The 25,572-nt window shown below is 69.9% G+C and carries 19 protein-coding genes; 7 read left to right on the forward strand and 12 right to left on the reverse strand.

Going from position 1 to position 25,572, the window contains the following annotated elements; translation table 11 throughout:
* The first annotated feature begins 145 nt into the window (after positions 1-145).
* From QA861_RS43445 to QA861_RS43455, 3 genes are all read left to right on the forward strand, one after another.
* A complete protein-coding gene (locus tag QA861_RS43445) occupies positions 146-3,475 on the forward strand; it encodes an ALF repeat-containing protein (RefSeq protein WP_334594466.1) in 3,330 nt (1,109 codons plus the stop codon).
* Between the two features lie 98 nt (positions 3,476-3,573).
* On the forward strand, positions 3,574-3,954 hold the full coding sequence (locus QA861_RS43450; protein ID WP_334594467.1) for a hypothetical protein: 381 nt from the start codon (positions 3,574-3,576) through the stop codon (positions 3,952-3,954).
* Positions 3,955-3,958: 4 nt separating this feature from the next.
* Positions 3,959-4,438 (forward strand): hypothetical protein, encoded by a 480-nt coding sequence (locus tag QA861_RS43455; protein WP_334594468.1) that lies wholly within the window; start codon positions 3,959-3,961, stop codon positions 4,436-4,438.
* 76 nt (positions 4,439-4,514) lie between these two features.
* On the opposite strand, the gene lysS is transcribed toward QA861_RS43455, so the two are convergent.
* A complete protein-coding gene (lysS, locus tag QA861_RS43460; protein WP_334594469.1) occupies positions 4,515-6,257 on the reverse strand; it encodes a lysine--tRNA ligase in 1,743 nt (580 codons plus the stop codon).
* Between the two features lie 340 nt (positions 6,258-6,597).
* On the opposite strand from lysS, the gene argS reads away from it, so the two are divergent.
* Both argS and QA861_RS43470 read left to right on the forward strand, forming a co-directional pair.
* Positions 6,598-8,379 (forward strand): arginine--tRNA ligase, encoded by a 1,782-nt coding sequence (gene argS / locus QA861_RS43465; RefSeq protein WP_334594470.1) that lies wholly within the window; start codon positions 6,598-6,600, stop codon positions 8,377-8,379.
* A gap of 177 nt (positions 8,380-8,556) precedes the next feature.
* Positions 8,557-9,024, forward strand: coding sequence for a hypothetical protein (locus tag QA861_RS43470; protein ID WP_334594471.1), 468 nt, complete (start codon positions 8,557-8,559; stop codon positions 9,022-9,024).
* 97 nt (positions 9,025-9,121) lie between these two features.
* Here QA861_RS43470 and QA861_RS43475 read toward each other — a convergent pair whose 3' ends face one another.
* Complete coding sequence (locus QA861_RS43475) at positions 9,122-9,478, reverse strand: DUF805 domain-containing protein (RefSeq protein ID WP_334594472.1); 357 nt, start codon at positions 9,476-9,478, stop codon at positions 9,122-9,124.
* A gap of 391 nt (positions 9,479-9,869) precedes the next feature.
* On the opposite strand from QA861_RS43475, the gene QA861_RS43480 reads away from it, so the two are divergent.
* Entirely contained in the window at positions 9,870-10,706 is an 837-nt protein-coding gene (locus QA861_RS43480; protein WP_334594473.1) for a DUF4253 domain-containing protein, read from the forward strand.
* A 41-nt stretch (positions 10,707-10,747) separates the two neighbouring features.
* On the opposite strand, the gene QA861_RS43485 is transcribed toward QA861_RS43480, so the two are convergent.
* The 10 genes from QA861_RS43485 to QA861_RS43530 form a co-directional block, all read right to left on the reverse strand.
* Positions 10,748-11,989 carry an aminotransferase-like domain-containing protein gene (locus tag QA861_RS43485; RefSeq protein WP_334594474.1) on the reverse strand — a complete coding sequence of 414 codons (1,242 nt, stop codon included), beginning with the start codon at positions 11,987-11,989 and terminating at the stop codon, positions 10,748-10,750.
* Between the two features lie 113 nt (positions 11,990-12,102).
* On the reverse strand, positions 12,103-13,005 hold the full coding sequence (locus QA861_RS43490; RefSeq protein WP_334594475.1) for an SAM-dependent methyltransferase: 903 nt from the start codon (positions 13,003-13,005) through the stop codon (positions 12,103-12,105).
* Between the two features lie 510 nt (positions 13,006-13,515).
* On the reverse strand, positions 13,516-14,505 hold the full coding sequence (hemB, locus tag QA861_RS43495; protein WP_334594476.1) for a porphobilinogen synthase: 990 nt from the start codon (positions 14,503-14,505) through the stop codon (positions 13,516-13,518).
* A 672-nt stretch (positions 14,506-15,177) separates the two neighbouring features.
* Complete coding sequence (locus tag QA861_RS43500) at positions 15,178-16,707, reverse strand: methionine--tRNA ligase (protein WP_334594477.1); 1,530 nt, start codon at positions 16,705-16,707, stop codon at positions 15,178-15,180.
* Positions 16,708-17,087: 380 nt separating this feature from the next.
* A complete protein-coding gene (locus QA861_RS43505; RefSeq protein ID WP_334594478.1) occupies positions 17,088-17,564 on the reverse strand; it encodes a recombinase family protein in 477 nt (158 codons plus the stop codon).
* A 323-nt stretch (positions 17,565-17,887) separates the two neighbouring features.
* Complete coding sequence (locus QA861_RS43510) at positions 17,888-19,594, reverse strand: bifunctional uroporphyrinogen-III C-methyltransferase/uroporphyrinogen-III synthase (RefSeq protein ID WP_334594479.1); 1,707 nt, start codon at positions 19,592-19,594, stop codon at positions 17,888-17,890.
* Positions 19,591-20,583, reverse strand: a complete 993-nt coding sequence (gene hemC / locus QA861_RS43515) for a hydroxymethylbilane synthase (protein ID WP_334594480.1) — start codon at positions 20,581-20,583, stop codon at positions 19,591-19,593. The genes QA861_RS43510 and hemC overlap by 4 nt, the downstream gene beginning before the upstream one ends.
* Positions 20,580-22,421: a glutamyl-tRNA reductase gene (locus QA861_RS43520; protein WP_334594481.1), complete on the reverse strand. Its 1,842-nt coding sequence runs from the start codon at positions 22,419-22,421 to the stop codon at positions 20,580-20,582. Before QA861_RS43520 ends, hemC begins: the two co-directional genes overlap by 4 nt.
* The gene (locus QA861_RS43525) at positions 22,418-23,257 is read right to left on the reverse strand and encodes a redox-sensing transcriptional repressor Rex (RefSeq protein WP_334594482.1); all 840 of its coding nucleotides are present in this window, start codon (positions 23,255-23,257) and stop codon (positions 22,418-22,420) included. Before QA861_RS43525 ends, QA861_RS43520 begins: the two co-directional genes overlap by 4 nt.
* Positions 23,258-23,603: 346 nt before the next feature.
* Positions 23,604-23,879, reverse strand: coding sequence for a glutaredoxin family protein (locus tag QA861_RS43530; RefSeq protein WP_334594483.1), 276 nt, complete (start codon positions 23,877-23,879; stop codon positions 23,604-23,606).
* Positions 23,880-24,026: 147 nt separating this feature from the next.
* On the opposite strand from QA861_RS43530, the gene QA861_RS43535 reads away from it, so the two are divergent.
* Positions 24,027-24,980, forward strand: a complete 954-nt coding sequence (locus tag QA861_RS43535; RefSeq protein ID WP_334594484.1) for an HAD family hydrolase — start codon at positions 24,027-24,029, stop codon at positions 24,978-24,980.
* Positions 24,981-25,572: the final 592 nt, after the last annotated feature.

Genomic DNA, 25,572 nt, shown 5'->3' on the forward strand with positions numbered 1-25,572 from the left:
TCGAATCACGCACGTTGGGGAGCCGTGCCATGTTCTCGAAGCCCGTATCCCATGCGGAATCCGGCACGGATTCCCATACGGAAGGACGCACCCTTTGTCAGCGTCATTGTGGAGCAGACGCCGGATACTCACGAGCGTCGCCGGTGTGGCCGCGGTCCCCGCGCTGCCGTCGATCCTCACCCTGACCGCCACTCCGGCCTACGCCGCCGACATCATCGACACCGGCCTGCCGGCCACCGACCGGGGAAAGGCGGTGTGGGCCTACAAGACGGGCGGCGAGGCCGCGCGCGAATCCGCGGCGATCGCCCTCGCCGGCTCGACCGCGGCCGTGTCCGCCTTCCTGACCGGCGAACTGCCCGCGGCGACCGCCGAGGACAACCGCTTCGGTCTCCTCTCCAGCCTTTCCTACGCCGGCAAATCCACTCGTGAGTCGGCCGAGACCGCGTTGTCGGCGGGGGACGCCGCGATCGCCGGCTATCTGCTCGACGGCTACAACACGCCCCTGACGACGGACCTGCGGGTAGCGGTGTTCACCGTCCTGAACAACAGCGGCACCGCGGTGAAGCGGGAGGCCAACAAGGCGCTGAACGACGGCACCCAGGCGGCCCTGCGGAAGTTCCTCACGCAGGGCCAGTACACGGCCCAGCAGGAGGACGAGCAGGTCGAGGTCTTCAGCATCCTCAGCACCGCCTCCCCCCAGGTGAAGCTGTACGCACAGCGCGCCCTCGACGAGGGCACACCCGAGGCGATCCACCAGTTCCTGGTCTCCGGCCAGTTCATCGCCCGGGCCCGGGACGAAGAGGCCGCGACGATCGACCAGTTGGTGGCGGTCGTGGAACGCGAGGGCAAGCGGGCCCAGCTCAAGACGGAGCAGGCCGTCTCGGCCTCCGACCGCGCGCAGGAGGCGGCGGAGAAGGCCAAGGCCGCCGCGCTGGAGGCAGCGGACGAGGCACGCGCCGCCCAGCAGGACGTCCGTAAGTCGGCCGCCGCCGCGAACAAGGCCGCGAGCGCAGCGCGAGGAGCCGCCTCCGCCGCCAACACGGCGATCGGCGCCGCCCGCACCGCGCAGTCCGCCGCCGGCCGCGCCGCCCAGGCGGCGACGGCCGCCGCTGCCGCCGCGGCAGCGGCCGGCAGCGCGGCCGCCCGCGCCTACAACGCGGCCATCGGCGCCTCCAAGGACGCCTCGAAGGCGTCGGCCGCCCGTCAGGCCGCGCAGGGTGCCCGGAACGCCGCGGCACGGGCGAAGACCGCCGCCGCCGCCGCCGACAAGGCCGCCATCGCCTCCGCCAACGCGGACGCCGCCGGCAGCGCGGCTGCCGGCGCCGCGCGGAACTCCGCGGCCGCGGCCAACGCCGCCGCCGACGCCGCCGCCAGTTCGGGCGCCGCCCAGTCCCAGGCCGCGAAGGCCCGCGCCGCCGCCGCCGAGGCCAACGCCGCGGCTGCCAGGGCCACCCGGGCCGCGGGCACCGCGCGGACGCTGGCGGCCAGGTCGGCCGCCGCCGCACGCGTGGCCCGCGACGCCGCGAACAGCGCCGCCGCCCACGCGATCAAGGCCGCCGACGCGGCCGACGAGGCAGCGGCCCACGCGGGCGAGGCGGTCGAGTACGCCAAGCGGTCCACCGAGTACGCCAACGCGGCGGTGGCGGCGGCCAACACGGCCGCCGCCGCGGTCAAGGAGGCCCAGGAGGTCGAGAAGGCGGCCCGGGACGCCGAGACCGCCCGCATCGCCGAGGACACCGAACTGGGCGTCCTGATAGCCCGTACCAGGGCTCAGGCCGAGACCGACGACGCCGCAAAGGCCGACCGGCAGCGCACCCAGGCGGACATGACCTCCTCGGAGATCAAGGACCTGATCTCCGCCGCCGAGGCCGCGTTGAACGGCGGAGACACCGCCACCGCCGTCACGACCGGCCGCAAGGCCGCCGTCCAGCTCCTCGACGCCACCGGCAGCTGGACCCGTGAGGCCGCCGAGTACGCCCTCTCCGGCAACGACGAGGACATCGTCAACTGGGTGAGCGCCGATCGTCTCCTCGCCCAGCGGCAGGACGACCGGGAGAACGTCGCCGCCATCTCGTCCGTGGCCACCGCCAAGGTCGCCCAGGCCGCGTACACCGTCCTGGCCGACGACAGCCCGACGGCGGCCGGCGACTTCCTCGCCACCGGCGTCATCGAGGCGGCGGCCGAGGACAACCGCGTCCTCGTCTTCCAGATCCTGAACGGCAACCCCGGGCCGGCCGTCAAGGCGAAGGCCGAGGCTGCGCTGGCGGACGGCCGCGCACTCACCCTGCACCGCTTCATCAACCTCGAACTGGCGGGGGCGACGAAGGAGGACGACAGCGTCGAGATCTTCCGCCTGCTCGACACCGGCGGCCCGTACATGAAGTCGGCGGCACAGATCGTGCTGGAGGGCTCCGCCCGCATGCGGCGCGCCTTCGTCGTCCGCGACAAGTTCAACGTCGCCCGCCTCGACCAGGACCAGGCCACCCATGTGGCCGCCATCCGAGCCTCCATCGCACACGCGGCGAAGGTGGCCGCGAAGGCCCTGCAGGACGCGGCCCTCGCGTCCAAGGCAGCCGCGGAGGCCCGCCAGGCGGCGGCGGAGGCCACCGAGTGGGCACAGAAGGCGAACAACTACGCCAAGGACGCCGAGAACTCGGCGGCCGAGGCACGGGCGAACGCGGACGACGCCGACCGGTCCGCCACCGCCGCGGCCAAGTCGGCGAAGGACGCCCTGTCCGCCGCGGCCACCGCGCGTGGCGCCGCCCGCAGCGCGAACTACTCGATGCGGCAGGCCGTGTCGTCCGCTCGGCAGGCGGTGAACTCCGCCGCCTCGGCGCAGGCCTCCGCCACCGCCGCGGCGGCCTCCGCCGCACAGGCCGGCAAGGACAAGGTGGCAGCGGCGGCGGCAGCCAGCGAGGCCCGCGCGATCGTCGCCACGAAGCGACGCGCCGAAGCCGCCGAGGCCGCCCGCGTAGCGGCCGAGAAGGCGAGGCAGAACGCGCAGAACGGCACCAACCCGTCCCAGACCGCCGACAACGACGACGGCACCGGCAACACCGACTACTGGGGCATGTGGCCCGAGGACATGAGCGACGCCAAGGACTGGGCGAAGGCCACCGGCCACTGGAGCACGGTGTTCGGCGCGGCGGGGGCCGTGCTCGGCATCGCCGGCGCGTTCCCCACACCGGCCAGCCCGGTCCTGCTGGGGCTCGCCTCCGGGGCAAGTCTCACCTCCTGGGGTATCCAGGGAGTGAGCACCATCTTCGCCGGCTTCGGCTACGGCTGGAGCAGCAGCGAATTCCACCAGGCGCTCGGCATCACCGCTCTCGGCGGTGCGTTCTTCGCCAAGGGGCAGATCTTCAAGAAGTTCGGCGCGGGCGACGAGTTCGGTGCCCTCGCCGAGAACCTCGGCGCCAAGATCTCCAACGCCGCCAGTGACGTGACGACCACGGTGATCGGCTGGGTCACCTGGTAACTGCGTACCGTCGTACCCCGGGGTGGCGCGTGCGCACACCGTGTGTGAGCCCGCGTCACCCCACCCCGCCAGGCCCATCAGCAGAAGAAGGACCGTCAGTGCTGACCTCCCATTTCACCCGCACCGAGTGGTGGATCGCCGCGCTCGTGGCCGGCCTCGCCCTGGCAGTGGCGATCCAGTCCCTGCTGCCCGAGAGGAAGCACAAGTGGCTGGCGGTGCTTCCGCCGGTGGGCGGAGCGGTGGTCATCGGCCTGAGCACGAAGGCATCCCCGGACGACGGTGGGAACACGGCGCTGATGCTGTTCACGGCGATGGCGCTGGGCCTTGCGATCACCAGGGTCGTCTTCACCCGGTTCGTCGGACGCATGATGGAGCAGGCCCGCTCGGGACAGCCGATCGAGAAGCTGACGGGCCGGCAGACCGCGGTCTTCCTCCTCACCTTCGCGGCCGTCGTGGCGGCGATCGTCGCCACCCTGTGACCCCGTGATGCCAACCGTCCTGTGGGTGTTCGCAGCCGTCCTCACCGACCTTCTCACCACCTGCGTGCTGCTCCGCTGGATCCCGGCGAAGCACGAACGACTGATTCCCTTCATCCCCTTCCCGCTGCTCGTGGCCCTGGCCCTGATCCTCCGCCACGCCGTCGGAATCCCCTGGCCGGCCGCGCTGGCCGCCTGCACCGGCTTCCTGTGGGGAACCCTGCTGGCCCTGCTGCCGTTCCGTGGCTGGATCTCCTCCTGGACCCTGCCCGTTCCCCGCGAGGACCGGCTGCGCTGGTACGAGGTGGCCCTGATCGTCCCGGCGGCCCTGACCCCGCTGTCGACGAGGCGGACGGACGCGGCGCTGGAGAAGGCGTTCGCACCGCGCGAGGTGGTGCGGGAGCGGGGCCCCTTCCCACTCGTGATGGGCGTGGCACTGTCGGTGCTGCCGGTACTGGGAGCGGCGGCGGCCCGCTGGGCGGTGTGAGCGGCCGTACGACGGCGAAAGGGGCGCCCGGCACAAGCCGAACGCCCCTCCTCACCACCGCGTGTCCCCTACTCCCTTACTCCCCCAACAGGGCCCGCACCCGCTCCTGCCCCACCGCGAGCAGCAGCGTGGGCAGACGCGGCCCGGTGTCCCGCCCGACGAGCAGGTGGTACAGCAGGGCGAAGAACGTGCGCTGGGCGACCTTGATCTCGGCCGGGAGTTCCTTCGGCGTGGCGTCGGCGGAGAAGCCGGCCTGGACCTTGGGCACGCCGTAGACGAGATGGCTGAGGCCGTCCAGGGACCAGTTGTCGGCGAGGCCGTCGACGAGGAGCCGCAGCGACTGCCGCCCCACCTCGTCGAGGGACTTGATCAGCTCGGTGTCGGGTTCGTCCCGCACGATGGTCCGCTGGTCCGCCGGCACCTGCGTGTTGATCCAGGCCTCGGCCTTGTCGAGCCGGGGCCGCGCCTCGTCGAGGGAGAGCAGCGGATCGGCCGGGTCAAGGTCGCCCAGGATCCGCAGCGTCTGGTCCTCGGCGCCGGCGGTGATGTCGGCGACGGAGGCCAGCGTCCGGTACGGCAACGCCCGCGGCGTACGCGGCAGTTCGCCACCGGCGGTACGCACCGCACGCGAGTGCGCGGCGACGTCGGCAGGCAGCGCGGAGCCGTCGGCGACCTTGGCGTCGAGCTTGTCCCACTCGTCGTAGAGCCGCTGGATCTCCTGGTCGAAGGCGATCTTGAAGGACTGGTTGGGCCGGCGGCGGGCGTACAGCCAGCGCAGGATCTGCGGCTCCATGATCTTCAGCGCGTCACCGGGCGTGGGAACCCCGCCCTTGCTGCTGGACATCTTGGCCATGCCGCTGATACCCACGAAGGCGTACATGGGCCCGATCGGCTGCTTGCCGCCGAAGACGCTGCCGACGATCTGCCCGCCGACCTGGAACGAAGACCCCGGAGACGAGTGGTCGACACCGCTCGGCTCGAACACGACCCCCTCGTACGCCCAGCGCATCGGCCAGTCGACCTTCCAGACCAGCTTGCCGCGGTTGAACTCGCTCAGCAGGACGGTCTCGGAGAACCCGCAGGCGGTGCAGGTGTACGTCAGCTCGGTGCTGTCGTCGTCGTAGGCGGTGACGGTGGTGAGGTCCTTGCCGCAGCCACCGCAGAAGGGCTTGTACGGGTAGTAGCCGGCGCCCCCGGAACCCCCGTCGTCCTCGCCGGCGGCCCCGGACCCCTCGGCGGCTTCCAGCTCGGCCTCGTCGACAGGCTTCTGCGACTGCTTGGCCGGAACCTTCTTGGTCCGGTACTGGTCGAGGATGGCGTCGATGTCACCCCGGTGCTTCATGGCGTGCAGGATCTGCTCGCGATAGACACCCGAGGTGTACTGCGCGGTCTGGCTGATGCCGTCGAACTCGACACCGAGCTCGGCGAGCGCGTCGACCATCGCGGCCTTGAAGTGCTCGGCCCAGTTGGGGTGGGCGGACCCCTTGGGCGCCGGTACGGAGGTCAGCGGCCGGCCGATGTGCTCGGCCCAGGAGGAGTCCACGCCGTCGACGCCGTTCGGCACCTTGCGGTAGCGGTCGTAGTCGTCCCAGGAGATCAGATGGCGGGTCTGGTACCCCCGGCGCCGGATCTCGTCGGCGACGAGATGCGGGGTCATGACCTCGCGCAGGTTCCCGAGGTGGATGGGCCCGGAGGGAGACAACCCGGACGCGACGACGACGGGTTTTCCCGGGGCTCGACGCTCCGACTCCTCGATGACCTCATCCGCGAAACGGGAGACCCAGTCGGTGGTCTCGGCACTCTGAGCCACGATCGGCACGTCCTCTTTGTCTGAGAGTTCCTCAAGGCCAGCCGGTACGGTCGGACGGCTGACCGCCCCATTCTCCCAGCTGGTCCCACAACCACGAAAACGGCTTTCCGGAGAGCCGCCTCCGGCCCCGTCTCCTCCTGCGCGGCACCCTTTCAGCGCAGGCCCGCATTTCCAGCCCGTCCGGCGTTTGAGGACAAGGCCCGTTCAGGGCCGGCAGGGGGGTCTGGGGGCGCAGCCCCCAGGTACGGGATGGGACGGGTAGGGGCGGCGGGGGCGAAAATCCCCTTTACCCCCCATGGGATACTGGCCCCATCCACACGTACCCACCAGGAGAACGGCCCCCACTCCTATGGCCCCGGTCAAGTCCCTCACCGCCACCGTCCACCAGCGCCTCGCGGACGCCCTCTCGGCCACCCTGCCGGAGGCACACGCGGACCCGCTGCTGCGACGCAGCGACCGTGCGGACTACCAGGCGAACGGCATCCTCGCCCTCGCCAAGAAGACCAAGGCCAACCCCCGCGACCTGGCGACCCAGGTCGTCACCAACGTGGTGTCCGGCGACCTGATCAAGGACATCGAGGTCTCCGGCCCCGGCTTCCTGAACATCACGCTCACCGACAGGGCGATCGTCGAGAACCTCGCGGCCAGGTCCGCCGACCCCGACGCCCGTCTCGGCGTACCCCTCTCCGCCCACCCGGGCACGACAGTGATCGACTACGCCCAGCCGAACGTGGCGAAGGAGATGCACGTAGGCCACCTCCGCTCCGCGGTGATCGGCGACGCGGTGGTCCAACTCCTGGAGTTCACCGGCGAGAACGTGGTGCGCAGGCACCACATCGGCGACTGGGGCACCCAGTTCGGCATGCTCATCCAGTACCTGGACGAGCACCCGCACGAGCTGGACCACGGGTCCGCCGAAGACAGCGCGGCCACCGGCGAGGAGGCGATGTCGAACCTCGACCGTCTCTACAAGTCGGCCCGCAAACTCTTCGACTCCGACGAGGAGTTCAAGACCAGGGCGCGGCTGCGCGTCGTGGACCTCCAGGCCGGCGACCCCGCCACCCTCGCCACCTGGCAGAGGTTCGTGGACGAGTCGAAGATCTACTTCTTCTCGGTCTTCGAGAAGCTGGACATGGAGATCCGGGACGCGGACATCGTCGGCGAGTCCGGCTACAACGACATGCTGGACGAGACGTGCCGCCTCCTGGAGGAGTCCGGGGTGGCGGTCCGCTCGGAGGGCGCCCTCTGTGTGTTCTTCGACGACATCAAGGGCCCGGACGGCAACCCGGTCCCGCTGATCGTCCGCAAGTCCGACGGGGGCTACGGCTACGCGGCGACCGACCTCTCGGCGATCCGCGACCGCGTCTTCAACCTCAAGGCCAACAGCCTGATCTACGTGGTCGACGCCCGCCAGTCCCTCCACTTCAAGATGGTCTTCGAGACGGCGCGCAGGGCGGGCTGGCTCAACGACGAGGACGTCAAGGCGTACCAGCTGGCCTTCGGCACGGTCCTCGGCAAGGACGGCAAGCCGTTCAAGACACGTGAGGGCGAGACGGTGAAGCTCGTGGACCTCCTCGACGAGGCGGTGGACCGCGCGACAGCGGTCGTACGGGAGAAGGACGCCCTCGGCCAGTTGTCGGACGACGAAGTCGCCGAGCGGGGCACCCAGGTGGGCATCGGCGCCGTCAAGTACGCGGACCTGTCGACGTCGGCGAACCGGGACTACAAGTTCGACCTGGACCAGATGGTGTCGCTGAACGGCGACACGAGCGTGTACCTCCAGTACGCGTACGCCCGTATCCAGTCGATCCTGCGCAAGGCCGGCGAGGTACACCCGCAGCCGCACCCGGAGCTCGAACTGGCCGACGCGGAGCGGGCGTTGGCCCTGCACATCGACGCGTTCGCGGAGACGGTGGCGGACTCGGCGACGGAGTACGCCCCGCACAAGATGGCGGCGTACCTGTACCAACTGGCGTCGCTGTACACGACGTTCTACGACAAGTGCCCGGTGATCAAGCCGGCCCCGCCGAAGGACGTCGCGGAGAACCGCCTGTTCCTGTGCGACGTCACGGCGAAGACGCTCCACAAGGGCATGGCGCTCCTGGGCATCAGGACACCCGAACGCCTCTGACGCACGGCCGCACCGACGCACCGGAAGCCGGACACCCCAGAACGAAGGGGTGGCCGGCTTCCGCCGTTCTCCCGATCCGCAGGACTCGCCGTGCAACCCCGACGCGGTTCGACGCGTCCTGAGTACCGTAGGAACCAACCAGACCTTTCAGCACAACCAGTTCCAACGGGGGAACAAATGAAGCTGATCAGCAACCGCAATCGCAACCGCGGCCGTCGCACCACGACCGCGGCCCTGGCTCTCCTGACGGTGACCGCCCTCGGGACGGCCGGAGCCACAGCGTCCGACGCCGCCACCAAGGCCGCCGCACCGCAGACGAAGCAGATCGCCTCGTCCGTCCTCGGGAGCGACTACAAGATCACGCTGACCGCGCTGCGGTCGCCGGAGGACCAGTACGCGGCCTCCGTGCGGCTGCAGGTCTACACGCAGACCGGCGGCGCCTGGAAGGAGTCCGACCGGGTCACGGTGGGCGACGTCGACGGGTGGTTCTGGTTCCCGCTCACGGGCAAGGGTGCCGTCTGCGAGTTCTCGACGGCGAGCACAGAGCCCGCGCCGCTCGCCGTGAGTTTGCTGGTCACGCCGTCCATCGGCTGCTCCGAGGCGACGCACTACGTGGTGAAGCAGGGCAGGGTTTTCGCCGGCTGACCCGCAGAACAACCTGACAGCACGAAGGCCGCCCGGAAGAATCCGGGCGGCCGAAGCGTGGGGCATGGGGACGGGGACGATGCCCTCGGTGCGAACGTCAGGCGTGCGCGGGGGCGTACTTCGGGTTGTGGCCGTACTTGTTCTCGCTCTGGTCGCCGTCGAGGCAGTAGAAGACGAACAGCGTGATCCCGCCGACGAGCGGGACGAGCCCGAAGAGGATCCACCAGCCCGAGCGGCCCGTGTCGTGCAGTCGACGAACGGTGACACCCAGGGTGGGCAGCAGGACCGCCGCGTAGAAGATGAACCCGATCCACACCGCGTTGACGGCGTAGCCGATGCCGAGCAGCAGGAGGTAAGAGATCGCCACGAACAGCATGTACATCCAGTATTCCTTGCGGCGCGCACGCCCGCTGAAGACCGCGTACTTCTTGAGTACGTCAAGGAAATAGTTCATGGGATCCCCCAGGGAACGATGTGGGCCTTACCGAGCGGATCAGGCCAGGGGGAGAAGTTACGGAAACTGGCGGGAACTCGTCAATAGGGTTTGACGTTGCAGGTCAGGGGCATCAATCTGCCCAGTACACGGGATATTGGACGTCCCCGGGGCATCGATTTCAGGACAGATCCACACAAGATCATCGAGAACCGCGCCCCGGACACCGGGAGTTCACGGCGCCGAGCCGATCCGGCCGCCCAACCATGTCCGTTTCATTGCCAGTTCTACGCCAGTCCGACGCAAGTTCGAGGCCGCACCGACACCGGACCGATCTCGAACCGTTGCCCTCTCTCCCTCCCCCACCCGGCTCCCGGGCCTGTTGTCAGTGGCAGGCCCTAAGGTCACCGGCATGGCGACACTTCCCAACCCGCTGCCCCACCTCGCGACCGACCCGACCGGCAGCGCGCTCGGCCTCGCGCTCCCCGCCGGGAGGCTGATCGACGCGACGGACGACGGCGCGTGGCACGAGCCGCTCCTCTGGCACGCCGACGCGCCCTCCGCCCCCGGCGACTGGACCGCGCACCACGACGCGTCCCGCCCCGCCGGGCTCGTCCCGGTGGTCATAGAGGTGGGCGACGGCCAAGGCGGGCCGGAGAACTGGGAGTTGATGCCCGCCGACACCTCGTACCCCGGGGACCACGACGCCGAAGAGGTCCTCGCCGGGTTCTGGGAGGAGTACGCGGCCCAGGACGAAGCCTGGCCAGGCCTGGCGCCCGCCCCCGTCGACACGGGCGCCACCCCCGCCTCCACCTCTGCCTCGACCCCTGCCGCCAAGCAGGCCGCCGCGGACGCACTGGCCGCCCAACTGGCCGACTCGCTCCTCGCCCCCGGCTCCACCCTCAAGGAACCCCGCCTCGCCCTCGTCCCCGCCCGCCGCTCCGCCGACATCCCGGCCGCCATCGGCTGGTCGGGCTCCGCGAACTACGAGAGCGACACCGCCCGCCTCTGCGCGGTGCTCCGCTCCTGGGAGGACCGCTTCGGCATACGGGTCCTGGCGCTCACCTTCAACCAGCTGGTGCTGTCCGTGGCCGCCCCGCCGACCACCCTCGCCGAGGCCGAGGCGACAGCCGCCGAGCACTTCGCGTTCTGCCCGGACAACATCACGCAGGGAACCCACACCACCCTGCGCGCATACGCCGAACACGAACTGCTGGCCAAGCAGACCTGGTCCTTCTGGTGGGACTGACCACCCGCCGGCGAGGCTGACCCACCTGCCGGTGAGCCCGACTACCTGAGTCCCGCCCCCAACCGCCGCAGCCCCTCCCCGATCTCGTCCGGAGTCTGGGTGACGAAGCACAGCCGCATCGTCGCCCGCTCGGCCCTCCCCACCTCGCCCGCGTAGAAGGACGCCCCCGGAACATAGGCGACCCCACGCTCCACCACCCCCCGAAGCAGGGCGGTGGTGTCGTACGACTCCGGAAGCCGGGCCCAGAGGAACATGCCGCCCTCCGGACGGGTCCAGGTCGAGCCCTCCGGGAGCGCGTCCCCGATGCCGTCCAGCATGGCGTCGCGACGCTCCCCGTAGACGCGCGCCACGCGCCGCACATGGGCGTCGAGATCACGGTCGGCCAGATAGCGGGCGGCGGCAAGCTGGTTGACGGTGGGAGTGTGCAGGTCGGCGGCCTGCTTGGCGACGGTGCACGCGCGCAGCAGCTCCGCCGGCGCCCGCAGCCAGCCCAACCGCAGCCCCGGCGCCATGACCTTGGAGAAGGAGCCGAGCAGGACCGTACGATCCTCCGCGCCCGGGAAGGAGGCGATCCACGGCACGCGCTCACCCTCGAAGCGCAGCTCGCCGTACGGATCGTCCTCCACGATCCACAGCCCGAGCCGCGCGGCGACCTCCGCCACGGCGGCCCGGCGTTCGCCCGGCATGGTCTGCCCGGTCGGGTTACGGAAGGTGGGCACGGTGTAGAGCAGCTTGGGCCGATGCCGTACGACCAGCTCCTCCAGCGCGTCCGGAGCGATCCCGTCCTCGTCCCCGGGTACGGCGACCACGCGCGCGCCGGCCAGCCCGAACACCTGAAGTGCCGCGAGATAGCAGGGCGTTTCGACGAGGACGACGTCCCCGGGGTCGATCAGCGCGGTGGCGAGCAGCGACAGCGCCTGCTGGGAGCCGGTGGTGACGAGGAGGTCGTCGGCGTCGGTGGGCAGGCCGCGCCCGGTGTGCCGTAGGGCGAGCGCCTCGCGCAGAGCGGGCTCGCCCTCGGTGGTGGCGTACTGCAGGGCCCGCGCGGGCGTGTCCGCGAACACGTCCCGGAACGCGGCGGCCACGCCCTCCGCGTCGAACAGCTCGGGCGCGGGCAGCCCGCCCGCGAAGTTGATCACGTCGGGCCGCGCGATGACGGCCAGGATGTCCCGTACGGCCGACCCTCCGACCGCCCGTGCCCGCGCGGCGAGCGCGGGCACGGAAGCAGAGGCAGAAGCAGAAGCGGGAGGAGAGGCAGAGGCGGCTGTCACTGAGGCGGTCATGCACGGCTCCTACAGGCGGACGGACGGCAGACGGGACACGTCTCCTGCCCACACCCTAGGGAAACGGGTGCTGCCTACAACCGCTTTTCACGATCCGGACACCGCCGCCGGCTTCAGGCCTTGCGGCCGCTCGCCCCGTACACGTTGATGTCCGCGTCCGTGACGTCGTTGATGTCGCGGTAGCGGACCTTCTCGATGTCGTCGAGCGAATCGAGATACGAGGCCTCGACCTGCTCCGGGAGCGGGGCACCGCCGTCGGGACGCCAGTGGTGGGCGGGCACGACGCCCGGCTCGTCGAGGGTGAGCCCGTTCTCCTCGAAGAAGCGTGCCACCTCGGCCCGGGAGCGGAGCACGAAGGTGAACCCGCGCTCGGTGTACGTCCGTTGGACCGCCCGGATGTTCTCGGGGTTCAGATCCTCGGTGAGGTGACTGAGGACGAGCCGGCTGCCGGACGGCAGCGCGTCGACCAGCTCGCGCACGATGTCGTACGCCTCCGGCTCCGCGACGAAGTGCAGGACCGCCGCGAGGACGAGCGCGATCGGCCGGTCGAAGTCGAGGGTCTTGCGGGCGTGGTCGAGGATCTGGGCCGGGTCGGCCAGGTCTGCGTCGACGTAGTCGGTACGGCCCTCGGGCCCGCTGGTGAGCAGGGCGCGCGCATGGGCGAGAACGATCGGGTCGTTGTCGACGTACACGACCCGCGTGTCCGGGGCGATGCGCTGGGCGATCTGGTGGACGTTGTCCTGCGTGGGCAGTCCGGTGCCGATGTCCAGGAACTGCCGGATGCCCTCCTCCCCCGCCATCTCCGTGACCGCACGGCGCATGAAGTCCCGGTTGTGCCGGACGTCCAGATATCCGCGGGGATTGGCGGCGAGCGCCGCGGCCGCCGCGTTGCGGTCGGCCGGGTAGTTGTCCTTGCCGCCGAGGAAGACGTCGTAGACCCGGGCCGGGTGTGCCTTGGTGGTGTCGATCCTCCTTCTCAGCTCGGCGGGGTCCTGACTGAGAGCATCGCCGCTCATGTGGCCTCTCCCTGGGGAGCCTGGGTTCCAAACCTCTTCAACGGACAACAACCTAGCGGCCGACCGCAGTTGACGTTCGAAAATCGAAAATAGACCGCCGGGCCGTCCCCGAATCCCGCTCCCGCCATCCCGGGAGGGGCTCCCTCCGTCCCGGACCATCCCCGAACCGGACAACATCCCAGCAGGTCAGAGCGCCGACGGACCGACCGGCGTCCCGGATTCGTCGCGAAGCATGGCGTTGGGACGGATCACGGCACAAGCTGTAGCCGGTCGAACGGCACCGCCTCCCGTTCCCTCCCCTCGCACCGGAAAGGGCACACCCATGTCCGTACGCAGGTCCCGTCCGCGTCTGTTCGCCGCCACGGCGGTCGCGCTCGTCGCCCTCACCACCCTCACAGCGTGCGAAGACGGAGAGGGCGTACGCGACGAGGGCCCGTCATCGACGGCCGCACGATCGGCGCGTGAACCCGGACCCGCGCTGCCTGGGCCCGGACCCGCGCTCGGGCGGGCTCACAGCATGCGGGCGGCCTCGGTGGCCCAGTAGGTGAGGATGTTCTGCGCGCCGGCGCGCTTGATCCCGGTCAGGGTCTCCAGGATGGCCCGCTCCCGGTCGACCCAGCCCTTCTCCGCCGCGGCCTCGACCATCGAGTACTCGCCGGAGATCTGATAGGCGGCGACGGGCACGTCCACGGCGTCGGCGACCCGGGCGAGGATGTCGAGGTAGGGCCCGGCCGGCTTCACCATCACGATGTCGGCGCCCTCCTCCAGGTCGAGCGCCAGCTCCCGCAGCGACTCCCTGACATTGGCGGGGTCCTGCTGATACGTCTTGCGGTCCCCCTTCAGCGAGGAACCGACGGCTTCCCGGAAGGGCCCGTAGAAGGCCGACGAGTACTTGGCGGTGTAGGCGAGGATGGCGACGTCCTCGCGCCCGATCTGGTCAAGGGCATCCCGTACGACCCCGATCTGCCCGTCCATCATCCCGCTGGGCCCCACCACATGGGCCCCCGCGTCGGCCTGCACCTGGGCCATCTCGGCGTACCGCTCCAGGGTGGCGTCGTTGTCGACGCGCCCCTCCGCGTCCAGTACCCCGCAGTGCCCGTGGTCGGTGGTCTCGTCGAGGCAGAGATCGGACATGACGAGCAGGTCGTCCCCCACCTCGGCCCGCACATCACGGATGGCGACCTGGAGAATCCCGTCCGGGTCGGTACCAGGAGTCCCGAGGGCGTCCTTCTTGCCCTCCTCCGGCACCCCGAACAGCATGATCCCGGAGACCCCGGCGGCGACGGCGTCCACGGCGGCCTTCTTCAGACTGTCCCGCGTGTGCTGGACGACCCCGGGCATGGAGGCGATCGGAACGGGCTCACTCACCCCTTCCCGCACGAAGGCGGGCAGGATGAAGTCGGCCGGGTGCAGTCGGGTCTCGGCGACCATGCGCCGCATGACGGGCGAGGTACGCAGCCGCCGAGGACGCGTACCGGGAAAGGATCCGTACTTCGACATACCCACACGCTACGCCCGCCCCACACCCCCCTTTACCGACGCGACGTCGGGCCACCTTCAGCGCAGGCCCGCACCTCCAGCCCGTCCACCGGATACTCGTAACTGGTTAGTTCTGTGAAAGGGCTGAAAGTGCCCCGCCCGGCACATGGCCGACCGGGCTCTTCGCGTCTGTCAGTAACGGCAGACGGCAATCGGGACGGGCGGGACTTCCGGGAACAGTTCCTCGGGATTCATGCCGTTGCCCCCAGTTCCGTGAAGTGGTCACGGGGCGAGGGACGTAGGTACGGGACCGCAGCAGCGAAGCTGACACCAGGACGGGCGGGAGCCCCGCCCATGCGCCCCGGGGACGTACGCACAGACGGGGCAGTCCGACGAGCGGAGCCGTGATTCTCGCCGTCGCTCAGCGGATCTGGTCACTCTTCCCGGGTCACGCGCATCACCCTGCTCCACGAAGGTGCCTTCTGAAGCGGCAGATCTTGCGGAACCGGGGTTGCACTCACAATGCCGTGCGACGCGAGATGGCCAGCCCTGCTTTCCTGGGCCGGCGCCGCCCTGAGTTGCGGTGCTCCTGTGGATGCCGAAGAGGTCGCCGACGAGGAGCGGTGGTAGCGCCCCGTCCATGCCGAACAAGGCCGTATTGCGGGCGGCGACCGGTTCATGGAGCACCGGACCTCATGCTGGCTGCGTGTCCTCCTGAAGACGAGGGAAAAGCGGCTCTGCTGTGGGCAGACGCCCCTCGACCGGTGTTAGCCGTTCGGTAATCCGCGTCGCGGCATCTGGAATGAAAGGGCGTAGTTCATCGGCCAGCGCACGACATGCGGCGATCAGTGTGACGAGGACGGTGTCGAGCCGCTTCTCTGCTTCACCGTCGCCCTTTCGCTCTTCCCGAGCCAGTTCCCAGGGCCTCGTGGCGTCAATGCATCGGTTGGCTTCCTCCACGATGTCCCAGACAGCGCGGGCGGCACGCCGGAAGTCGAAGTTGGCCAAGGCGGCATCGACGCGGCCAGGCGCCTTCCGGTAAACGTCCACCAGCGCCAGCCCACTGGAATGCTCAGGCGCCGAGGCGGGGACGATTCCGCCGCGAAAGCGGTGAGCCATGGTCACGACTCGGTGGACGAGGTTGCCCAGTCCTCCGGCGAAATCCGCATCTGCGCGGGCGGTCAGGCGATCGGGAGTGAAGTCGGCGTCCCCGACCCGGGGTACATCGCGTAGGAGCCACCAGCGCACCGCGTCTGTGCCATAGGTCGCGGCCAGCGCAGCCGGGTCGACAGTGGTTCCGGCCGACTTGCTGATCTTGCGGCCGTCGACGGTGAGGTAGTCGTGCACCAGGATGTCGGTGGGCAGCGGGAGCCCGGCCGACAGCAGCATGGCCGGCCAGTACACGGCGTGGAAGCGCACCACTCCCTTGCCGACCAGGTGGACGCGGCGCTCGCTGGTGGCCCACCACTGGTCGTAGGCGGTGTTATCGGTGCCGTATCCGAGGCTGGTGACGTAGTTGCCGAGTGCGTCCCACCACACGTAGACGACCTGGCTCGGGTCGCCGGGCACGGGGATGCCCCAGCCGCGGGCGCGACTGTGGGAGCGGGAGACAGAGAAGTCGTGCAGGCCGCCTTCGATGAGGGCCAGGACCTCATTGCGGCGAGCGGTGGGCTCGATGCGCAGTTCGCCTCTCGAGATCAGCTGATGGAGGCGGTCTGCGTAACGGGACAGCCGGAAGAACCAGTTCTCTTCCGCGACCAGCTGAGGTTCGGTGCCGTGCTCGCCACACCGTCCATCGACTAGTTCGTCAGGGGTGTAGAACTGTTCGCAGCCAACGCAGTACAGGCCCTCATACTCTTTGCGATACAGGTCGCCTGACGCGACGCACTGGCGCCACAGTCGTTCGACTCCGACGCGGTGACGCGGGTCGCTGCTGGTGCGGATGAAGTCGTCGAATGAGAGCGACAGAGGACCACGCAATGCGGCGAACGCGTCGGCGTTGCGGTCGACGAACGACTGCACGTCGACACCAGCCGCTTCGGCGGCCAGGACGTTCTTCAGAGAGTTGTCGTCGGTTCCGCTGAGCAGCCGGACCTGCTCGCCCCGTAGGCGGTGGTGACGGGCCAACGTGTCCGCTTGGACGAGCTCCAGGGCGAAGCCCAGGTGTGGCCGAGCGTTGACGTACGGAATAGTCGTGGTGATGTAGCGGCGTCGTGCGGTCATCGGTCCTCCTACCGGGTAGCGAGGCCTGGTCGCACAACAATCGAGGCCCCGTCCCGGGGCCTCGGATTCGGTACGCGTCCGTTCTCAGCAGCCCCGTTGACGGGGCATCATCCGATGCTGAGGCGAAGGCGCGATCATGCGTCCGAGCGTAGCAACAGAGCGACGTCGCAGCCCACTGTTTTCACCCCTTCTCGGCAGCCACTGCGCAGTGGCACCCGGGGCAGTACCGGGCGCGAGGCAGGTGTCACCCGGTGCCCCACGCACGCCGCATTGCGCAGGATGAGAACCGCCTCTTCACCAGTAAGAATGCGTTTGATGTGGGTTGCCTGCCACCGGTGACGTTCGTGCCGGTCCCGGGCGTCCCTTGACTCCGCTTCCGGTCATGCCGCCAGTCGGCCTGTCCTTGCGCAGGGCTTGGTGGTCGCGCAAGGACAGCACGCTGTCTTCGTTGAGCCCGATGGCAATCTGCGTGACGGCATGGACATGTAGCCGTACGGGATGGCATCCCCGGCCCACCGCAGTTGCATGGTGCGCATGGCTGTCGGTGCACCGCTCACCTGATCCCGGGTGCTCTGCGACTCGACCTGTGCCGCGAAAGCGAGCATGAGCATCATGAGTTCGCTCATGGGGTCCATCGGGTTGCGGAAGTCGAACACCAGCCGACCCCCGCCGATGCCCTCGGCAAAGACGAGCATCTTGCGGTGTCCGCGAGCCCAAGCGGCAAGCTCGTGCATGTGCACCATAGACCGGGGGGCACGGTCGAAGCACCACCACACCAGCGCGTCGTACTCGTCGGGACGGGCGAGCCACTCGCCGAACTGCGGGCGGTCGAAGGGACCGAACGCGGACGCGCTCACGTCCAGGTCGACGGCTTCGCGCAGTGCGTCACCCTCGCCGAAGCCGATTCCGAGTGCTGCCGCTGCGATGTCGTCGGCTTCGCGCTACCGCTCGGGACTGGTGGTCTCGTCCGTCATCACGGACAGCCGGACACACCGCAGGGAACCTGTGATCACTACAGAGTGGTACGTCTGGAGTATCCGGACCGGCGTTTGAGGACGAGCGCTTTCGGCGCGAAGGGGGGTCTGGGGGCGCAGCCCCCAGGGACGGGATGGGACGGGTAGGGGCGGCGGGGGCGAAAAACCCACCGCTCACCCCCACCGCGCCCCAACCCCAAACCCACCTACGTCGTACGACGCCGCCGCGCCCCCGGCCGCCGCTCACTGGGCCGAGTAACCGGATCCCCCGACTCCACAGCGGAAGCCCTCCGCCGCAGCCCGAAGTCCGCCAACGCCTCCGCCAGCTTCAGCACGGACGGCTCCGGAGCCATCACATCCACCCGCAGCCCATGCTCCTCCGCGGTCTTCGCCGTGGCCGGCCCGATACACGCGATCACCGTCACGTTATGAGGCTTGCCCGCGATTCCCACCAGGTTCCGCACAGTGGACGACGACGTGAAGAGAACGGCGTCGAAGCCACCCCCCTTGATCGCCTCCCGGGTCTCCGGCGGCGGCGGCGACGCCCGCACCGTCCGGTAGGCCGTGACGTCGTCGACCTCCCAACCCAGCTCGATCAGCCCGGCGACCAACGTCTCCGTGGCGATGTCGGCCCGAGGCAGGAACACCCGGTCGATCGGGTCGAAGACCGGGTCGTACAGCGGCCAGTCCTCCAGCAACCCGGCCGCCGACTGCTCGCCGCTGGGCACCAGATCAGGCTTCACACCGAAGGCGACCAACGCCTTGGCGGTCTGCTCCCCGACCGCCGCGACCTTGATCCCGGCGAAGGCACGAGCGTCGAGCCCGTACTCCTCGAACTTCTCCCGCACGGCCTTGACGGCGTTGACCGACGTGAAGGCGATCCACTCGTACCGCCCCGTGACCAGCCCCTTGACCGCCCGCTCCATCTGCTGCGGGGTCCGAGGCGGCTCGACGGCGATCGTCGGCACCTCGTGCGGCACGGCCCCGTAGGACCGCAGCTGGTCGGAGAGCGCCGCCGACTGTTCCTTCGTACGCGGCACCAGAACCCGCCACCCGAACAGGGCCTTGCTCTCGAACCACGACAACTGCTCGCGCTGAGCGGCGGCGAACCGCTCACCGACCACGGCTATCACCGGCCGGCCGCCGTCGGGCGACGGCAGCACCTTGCCCTGCTTGAACGTCTGGGCGATGGTCCCCAGCGTCGCCGACCAGGTCCGCTGACGCGTCGTGGTCCCGGCGATCGTCACGGTCAGCGGCGTATCGGGCTTACGCCCGGCCGCGACCAGCTCGCCCGCGGCGGCGGCCACCGAGTCCAGGGTCGTCGAGACGACGACGGTCCCGTCCGACGCCCCGACCTCGGTCCAGCACCGGTCCGAGGCCGTACGGGCGTCCACGAACCGGACGTCCGCGCCCTGCGCGTCCCGCAGCGGCACACCCGCGTACGCGGGCACACCCACGGCGGCCGCGACACCCGGGACCACCTCGAAGGGAACGCCCGCGCGGGCGCAGGCCAGCATCTCCTCGGCGGCGTACGCGTCGAGCCCGGGATCCCCGGACACCGCACGCACGACCCGCCTGCCGCCCCTCGCGGCCTCCATGACAAGATGTGCGGCATCCCGCACAGCGGGTACACCAGCGCTTGTTGACGCGCCGTCAACAACCGCTAGTTGAGGCGTGCCTGTGCCTGGATACGTGCTGCCAATAGGCGCGTCCAATTCGGTGTTGAGCTCGGCTACGCCTTGTCTGGCGTGCGTGCGTACGACGTCGAGCACCTCGTGCTCGGCGACCAGTACGTCCGCGTTGGCCAGCGCCTCGACGGCGCGCAGAGTCAGTAGTCCCGGATCCCCGGGTCCGGCACCAAGAAAGGTGACGTGCCCGTGGTCCGGACCGGCGGGAAGGGTGGTGGGGCTCACTGTGCTCGCTCCCCCATCAGACCGGCCGCGCCCTTGGCAAGCATCTCGGCTGCGAGTTCACGGCCGAGCGCCATTGCTTGGTCGTACGTCTCGGGCACGGGACCGGTGGTGGACAGCTGCACCAGCGTCGAGCCGTCGGTCGTGCCGACGACGCCGCGCAGGCGCATCTCCTTGACAATCTGCCCGTCGGCCAGAAGGTCGGCCAGCGCACCCACAGGGGCGCTGCAACCGGCCTCCAGGGCGGCGAGCAGTGACCGTTCGGCGGTCACGGCGGCCCGGGTGTCCGGGTCGTCGAGCTCGCCGAGTGCCGCGATCAGGTCAGAGTCGTGGGAGGTGTTCCCCGCTCTGCACTCGATCGCCAGGGCCCCTTGGCCAGGGGCAGGCAGAACCATGTCGACCGACAGGAAGTCGGTCACTTCGTCGGCGCGCCCGATGCGGTTGAGCCCGGCCGCGGCCAGGACAACGGCGTCCAGCTCACCGCCGCGCACGAACCCGATCCGGGTGTCGACGTTCCCCCGGACCGGCACCACCTCGACGCTCAGCCCATGGGCACGCGCGTACGCGTTCAGCTGGGCCGTACGCCGGGTCGAACCCGTCCCCACCCGCGCGCCGGGCGGCAGGTCGGTGAACTTCAGGTCGCCGCGCGCCACCAGGACGTCACGAGGATCCTCGCGCTCCGGTATCGCGGCGAGCACCAGGTCGTCGGGCTGCGCGGTCGGCAGGTCCTTCAGCGAGTGCACCGCGAAGTCGACCTCCCCGCGCAGCAACGCCTCGCGCAGGGCGGTCACGAAGACACCTGTGCCGCCGATCTGGGCGAGGTCCGCACGGGACACGTCGCCGTACGTCGTGATCTCGACGAGCTCGACGGGCCGCCCGGTCAGCCGCCTCACGGCGTCGGCGACCTGCCCGGACTGGGCCAGGGCGAGTTGACTCCGCCGGGTCCCAAGTCTCAGCGCTCCTCGCGCCGGCCCTCGTACTGGCTCACTCATGCTCGCCCTCGGTTCTCGGCGTTCGCCGCGGTGTTCTCGTCGGCCCGGTCGGCCCGGGAAACGGAGGCGACCGTCTCCTGGTCGAGGTCGAACAGGGTGCGCAGCGCGTCCGCGTACCCGGCGCCGCCGGGCTCGGCCGCGAGCTGCTTGACCCGTACGGTCGGCGCGTGCAGCAGTTTGTCGACCACGCGCCGCACGGTCTGGGTGATCTCGGCCCGGTGCTTCTCGTCGAGCCCGGGCAGCCGTCCGTCGAGCCGGGCGATCTCACCGGCGACGACATCGGCGGCCATGGCGCGCAGCGCGACGACGGTGGGGGTGATGTGGGCGGCCCGCAGCGCGGCGCCGAAGGCCGCGACCTCGTCGGCGACGATCCGCCGGACCTGGTCCACGTCGGCCGCCATCGGGACGTCCGCGGAGGCTTCGGCCAGCGTCTCGATGTCCACCAGCCGCACTCCGGGCAGCCGGTGCGCGGCGGCGTCGACATCCCGGGGCATCGCGAGGTCGAGCAGCGAGAGCACGGCCGGGGGTCGCGCCACACCGGCCACCGCCTCGGGGCGCCGCCGCTCGGGAATCCGCCCGAGGCCGGCCGCGGTCAGGGCGAGCGCGGCGATCAGCTCACGGTCGTCGTCGGGCGTACGCCGCGCGGCGTCCCGTCGGTCCACGGTTCCGTTGTCGACCCAGGCCGCGTGCTGCTCCAGCGTCGCCGCGTCCATCCCGGCGACGGCGGCCTCGCCCATCACCGAGAACCCGGCCGACTCCTGCACAGCCTGTCCGGCCTGCCCTGCCTGGCCGGTCTGTACGGCGGTCAGGTCCAGCGGACAGCCGTCGTCGGTGCCGATGCTGGTGGGCGGCAGGACTCCGCGTACGTCACCCGTCGCGGTCGTACGAGGGGACAGCCCGGCCTCGTCCCCCGGGACCCGGCCCTCGACGGCCGCGGCGATGGCCTCGGCGGTGAGGACGAGCCCGGTCGCGCCGGTACAGGAAACGGCTATATCGGCACGTGTCAGCTCGAAGGGCACCGATTCCATCGGAACCGCGCGGGCGGACACGGAGGCGCCCGCACCCCCGGCACCACCAGGACCGTCGTAACCCGCGACACCCGCGACACCCGCGTACTGGTTGTTCTCGCGGTTCTCGTTGATGATCTGCGCGAGCCGCTCGGCACGGTCGGGCGTGCGGTTGGCGACGACGATCTCGGCGACCCCGAGCCGCGCGAGCGTGGCGGCGGCCAAGGAGGACATGGACCCGGCACCGATGACCAGGGCCTTCTTGCCCACGGCCCAGGATTCCACCGAAGCCCCGCCGCCCTTGCCCCCCGCCAGCTGCTGGAGCCCGAAGGTGACCAGTGACTGCCCGGCCCGGTCGATGCCGGTCTCGGAGTGGGCGCGCTTGCCGACCCGCAGCGCCTGCTGGAACAGGTCGTTCGTCAGCCGGCCGGCGGAGTGGACGTCCTGCGCGAGAGCGAGCGAGTCCTTGATCTGCCCGAGGACCTGTCCCTCGCCGACGACCATGGAGTCGAGCCCACAGGCGACGGAGAACAGGTGATGGACAGCCCGGTCCTCGTAGTGCACGTACAGATACGGAGTGAGTTCGTCCAGGCCCACCCCGCTGTGCTGGGCGAGCAGCGTGGACAGCTCGGCGACACCCGCGTGGAACTTGTCCACGTCCGCGTACAGCTCGATGCGGTTGCAGGTGGCGAGGACCACGGCCTCGGCGGCCGGCTCCGCGGCGACGGTGTCCTGAAGCAACTTGATCTGCGCGTCCTGCGACAGCGCGGCCCGCTCGAGAACACTCACGGGAGCACTGCGGTGGCTCAGCCCGACGACAAGGAGACTCATGCCGGCATCACGGCGGGAACATCCCCGTCAGGCCCATTGCCACGACCGCCACCACTACCGCTACCACCGTTGTCACCGCTGCCGGCACTGCGGCCCCGCCCCTTGGCGGCGACCGCCGCGACGGCGTCGGCCGCTGCGACAGCGTCGGCGGCGGCAGCTGCCGCGTCGGCTTCCTCGCCCGCCTTGCGCTGCTCGTGGAACGCGAGGATCTGCAGCTCGATGCTGAGATCGACCTTGCGCACGTCGACGCCGTCCGGGACGGTCAGCACGGTGGGCGCGAAGTTGAGAATGGAGGTCACACCGGCGGCGACGAGCCGGTCGCACACGGGCTGCGCGGCACCGGCGGGGGTGGCGATAACGCCAATGGACACACCGTTGTCCGCGATGATCCTTTCCAGATCATCCGAGTGCTGCACCGGAATACCGGCGACGGGCTTTCCCGCCATCGCGGGATCGGCGTCGATGAGGGCGGCCACCCGGAATCCACGGGAGGCGAAGCCGCCGTAGTTCGCGAGGGCGGCGCCGAGATTTCCGATGCCGACGATCACTACCGGCCAGTCCTGGGTCAGCCCCAGCTCACGCGAGATCTGATAGACGAGATACTCGACGTCGTAGCCGACCCCACGCGTTCCGTAAGAGCCCAGGTAAGAGAAGTCCTTGCGCAGCTTCGCGGAGTTGACCCCCGCGGCGGCGGCCAGTTCCTCGGACGAGACCGTGGGGACCGAGCGCTCCGACAGTCCGGTCAGCGCACGGAGGTACAGCGGAAGCCTGGCGACTGTGGCCTCGGGAATCCCTCGGCTGCGGGTCGCCGTTCGGTGAGTTCGGCCAGTTGCCACGGTGCTCCTGCGGGTAGCGCGGGGCTGCAGGCGGTCACATGTTCCTGGACCGCCCCGTCGAGTGCAGGCTATGTCTTTGTGAACGCGTGCACAAAGATGGTGTCCGATTTGCCCACCCAACGTGACCGGGGTCACGCACCCCCGGCGCACGCGTGGGGAAACGGCGCACAACCACCGTCTTCCCTCGCCGTCACAGGCACCGTTCGGGGGCAAAACCTCACACACTCCTCATGAATCCCGCCCCCGAGATCTGAACCGCCCTCGATCCTAAGCGACTTTCCGGACCACCTGGACTGCCCGGTCAGTAGTTGGTCAGAACTCGACCACTGGTTAATCGACCGGGAATCTATGTGAGGGCTTTGCGAAGACGTTCTTCGCTGACACGCCAGAACGTGTGCTGGGCGCCGTCGATGAGCACTACAGGGATCTGCTCCCAGTACTCACGATGGAGTTCCTCGTCCTCAGTGATGTCCTTCTGCTCCCAGGAAACCCCAATATCGGCACACACCTTCTCGACAACCCCCTGTGCGTCATCACACAAATGACAACCGGGCTTCCGGATGAGAGTGACGACCCGGGACTGTGGCGTACGACGGTCGACGCGCCGAAAGAGGGGACTCATACGCCCATTGTCCCGCGCGCGAGGGAGAGCGACGCGCCGCCCAACGACGGCCTGACGACAGTTGTTTAACTGCGCGGTCGCGGAGAGTTCACAACCTCCAAACCTCTCGACTCCGGAAGCACCGAACAAACTGGCTATGCTCACGCCATGGCCGCTCTCGGATGGCTCACTCCCCGTAGGCGCTCCGCCACGGCGCGGAGCGTGTTGGCAGGCGAGGCCTCGGCGGAGGCAGCGCGCAAATCCTCCCAGGAGCTGGAGGAACTGGCGCATGCGCCGGATCTGACGGGCACCGAGGAGGAACCGGCGGAACCGGCGTTCCCCGTCCTCGGGGACGTGCGCGCCGCCGCGTTCTTCGATCTCGACAACACCGTCATGCAGGGCGCCGCGATCTTCCACTTCGGCCGGGGCCTGTACAAGAGGAAGTTCTTCGAGACCCGCGACCTCTACCGATTCGCCTGGCAGCAGGCGTGGTTCAGGCTGGCCGGCATCGAGGACCCCGAGCACATGCAGGACGCGCGGGACTCCGCCCTCTCCATCGTCAAGGGCCATCGCGTCTCCGAGCTGATGTCGATCGGCGAGGAGATCTACGACGAGTACATGGCCGAACGCATCTGGCCGGGCACCCGCGCACTGGCCCAGGCGCACCTGGACGCCGGCCAGAAGGTGTGGCTGGTGACGGCCGCCCCGGTGGAGATCGCCACGGTCATCGCCCGCCGCCTCGGCCTCACGGGCGCCCTGGGCACGGTCGCGGAGTCGGTGGACGGCGTGTACACGGGCAAGCTGGTGGGCGAACCCCTGCACGGCCCGGCCAAGGCGGAGGCGGTACGCGCCCTGGCGACGGCGGAGGACCTGGACCTCACCCGCTGCGCGGCCTACAGCGACTCGCACAACGACATCCCCATGCTCTCCCTGGTGGGCCACCCCTACGCGATCAACCCGGACACCAAGCTCCGCAAGCACGCCCGCCGCCTGGACTGGCGCCTACGGGACTACCGCACCGGCCGCAAGGCGGCGAAGGTCGGCATCCCGGCGGCAGCCGGCGTAGGAGCGGTGGCCGGCGGCACAGCAGCAGCCATCGCCCTCCACCGCCGCCGCCGCTGACCCACCCGAAGCAGCGGGGGGGCGCCGCCCCCGGCGACCACTCGTGCAAACTCGCCGGCCGTCCGCCGGCCGTGCGATCGCCATCGAACCCAACCCGGACCTGATCTCCGCGTTCGACCGCCACGACGGCACACGGCACCCCGCCCGGGCCTGCCCGACCCCCGTCCAGCACCGCAGGACACCCTGCACCACCGGTAACGGTTCAGCGCAGGCCCGCACCCCCACTCTCAGCCCGTCCGGCGTTTGAGGACGCAGACCCACCCCTCCAGCCCGTCCGGCGTTTGAGGACAAGGCCCCTTCAGGGCCGGCAGGGGGGTCTGGGGGCGCAGCCCCCGGGGACAGGATGGGACGGGTAGGGGCGGCGGGGGCGAAGAAAAATCCGTTCGCCCCCCGATCCCCCGTAACCCCTCCACCAGTCCCGTTGGCCGTACACAGCCACAACACGCCCCGAGCGAAGCTCAACCCGACCTAAATCGATCAACAACCTGTCACACTGCGGCACTTGAACGGGCGCCAATAGGTAACAGAAGCGACGTAATCGATGATTTGAGCAACCGGGTGTAGCAGCACCTGTACGAAGCGTTATTCTCCT

Origin of the sequence: Streptomyces sp. B21-083 (assembly GCF_036898825.1) — a bacterium.
In the GTDB taxonomy this organism is placed as follows: domain Bacteria; phylum Actinomycetota; class Actinomycetes; order Streptomycetales; family Streptomycetaceae; genus Streptomyces.

What these genes read in the sequence shown, in the direction of transcription:
- QA861_RS43535 (WP_334594484.1), top strand. Translation starts at nt 24,027, where the DNA reads ATGGCCGCTCTCGGATGGCTCACTCCCCGTAGGCGCTCCGCCACGGCG.
- QA861_RS43500 (WP_334594477.1), bottom strand. Translation starts at nt 16,707, where the DNA reads ATGACCGCACGACGCCGCTACATCACCACGACTATTCCGTACGTCAAC.
- QA861_RS43490 (WP_334594475.1), bottom strand. Translation starts at nt 13,005, where the DNA reads ATGAGCGGCGATGCTCTCAGTCAGGACCCCGCCGAGCTGAGAAGGAGG.
- hemC (WP_334594480.1), bottom strand. Translation starts at nt 20,583, where the DNA reads ATGAGTGAGCCAGTACGAGGGCCGGCGCGAGGAGCGCTGAGACTTGGG.
- QA861_RS43520 (WP_334594481.1), bottom strand. Translation starts at nt 22,421, where the DNA reads ATGAGTCTCCTTGTCGTCGGGCTGAGCCACCGCAGTGCTCCCGTGAGT.
- QA861_RS43485 (WP_334594474.1), bottom strand. Translation starts at nt 11,989, where the DNA reads ATGACCGCCTCAGTGACAGCCGCCTCTGCCTCTCCTCCCGCTTCTGCT.
- QA861_RS43530 (WP_334594483.1), bottom strand. Translation starts at nt 23,879, where the DNA reads ATGAGTCCCCTCTTTCGGCGCGTCGACCGTCGTACGCCACAGTCCCGG.
- QA861_RS43475 (WP_334594472.1), bottom strand. Translation starts at nt 9,478, where the DNA reads ATGAACTATTTCCTTGACGTACTCAAGAAGTACGCGGTCTTCAGCGGG.
- QA861_RS43470 (WP_334594471.1), top strand. Translation starts at nt 8,557, where the DNA reads ATGAAGCTGATCAGCAACCGCAATCGCAACCGCGGCCGTCGCACCACG.
- argS (WP_334594470.1), top strand. Translation starts at nt 6,598, where the DNA reads ATGGCCCCGGTCAAGTCCCTCACCGCCACCGTCCACCAGCGCCTCGCG.
- QA861_RS43480 (WP_334594473.1), top strand. Translation starts at nt 9,870, where the DNA reads ATGGCGACACTTCCCAACCCGCTGCCCCACCTCGCGACCGACCCGACC.
- hemB (WP_334594476.1), bottom strand. Translation starts at nt 14,505, where the DNA reads ATGTCGAAGTACGGATCCTTTCCCGGTACGCGTCCTCGGCGGCTGCGT.